The organism is Maribellus maritimus, assembly GCF_022267315.1.
Lineage (GTDB): Bacteria > Bacteroidota > Bacteroidia > Bacteroidales > Prolixibacteraceae > Draconibacterium > Draconibacterium maritimum.
In genome coordinates this window covers 1-326 of the sequence record NZ_JAIKLE010000196.1, presented here as the reverse complement: position 1 = coordinate 326, position 326 = coordinate 1, and the positions used below count along the sequence as shown (strand labels likewise).

1 protein-coding gene is annotated in these 326 nt (G+C 50.9%); it reads right to left on the bottom strand.

Going from position 1 to position 326, the window contains the following annotated elements; genetic code table 11:
- Positions 1–326, bottom strand: a 326-nt coding sequence (locus K5G00_RS29650; RefSeq protein ID WP_238770288.1) for a hypothetical protein, incomplete at both ends; no start/stop codon positions are given.

Here is a 326-nt window from a genome sequence, read left to right as displayed (position 1 = left end):
CCTCCTGTATTAGTTGCAGTCACAGTGTAAGCCTGTCCGGTTGAAAATCCGGTAATTTCTCCGCCGGCACCAACAGATGGCCCTGTGGGGTCAAAGGTATAAGTGTAGTCACTGTTGTAATTTGTAATGCTTGCACTTCCCGGTTCGTTGCAGGTTGCATCAACAACCGAAACCGTTGGCTGCTCAGGTGCATCCGGGGGGCCTTCAACCGTAAACTGAGCCGAAATTTCCGAAGTACATCCTCCTGTATTTGTTGCAGTCACAGTGTAAGCCTGTCCGGTTGAAAATCCGGTAATTTCTCCGCCGGCACCAACAGATGGCCCTGT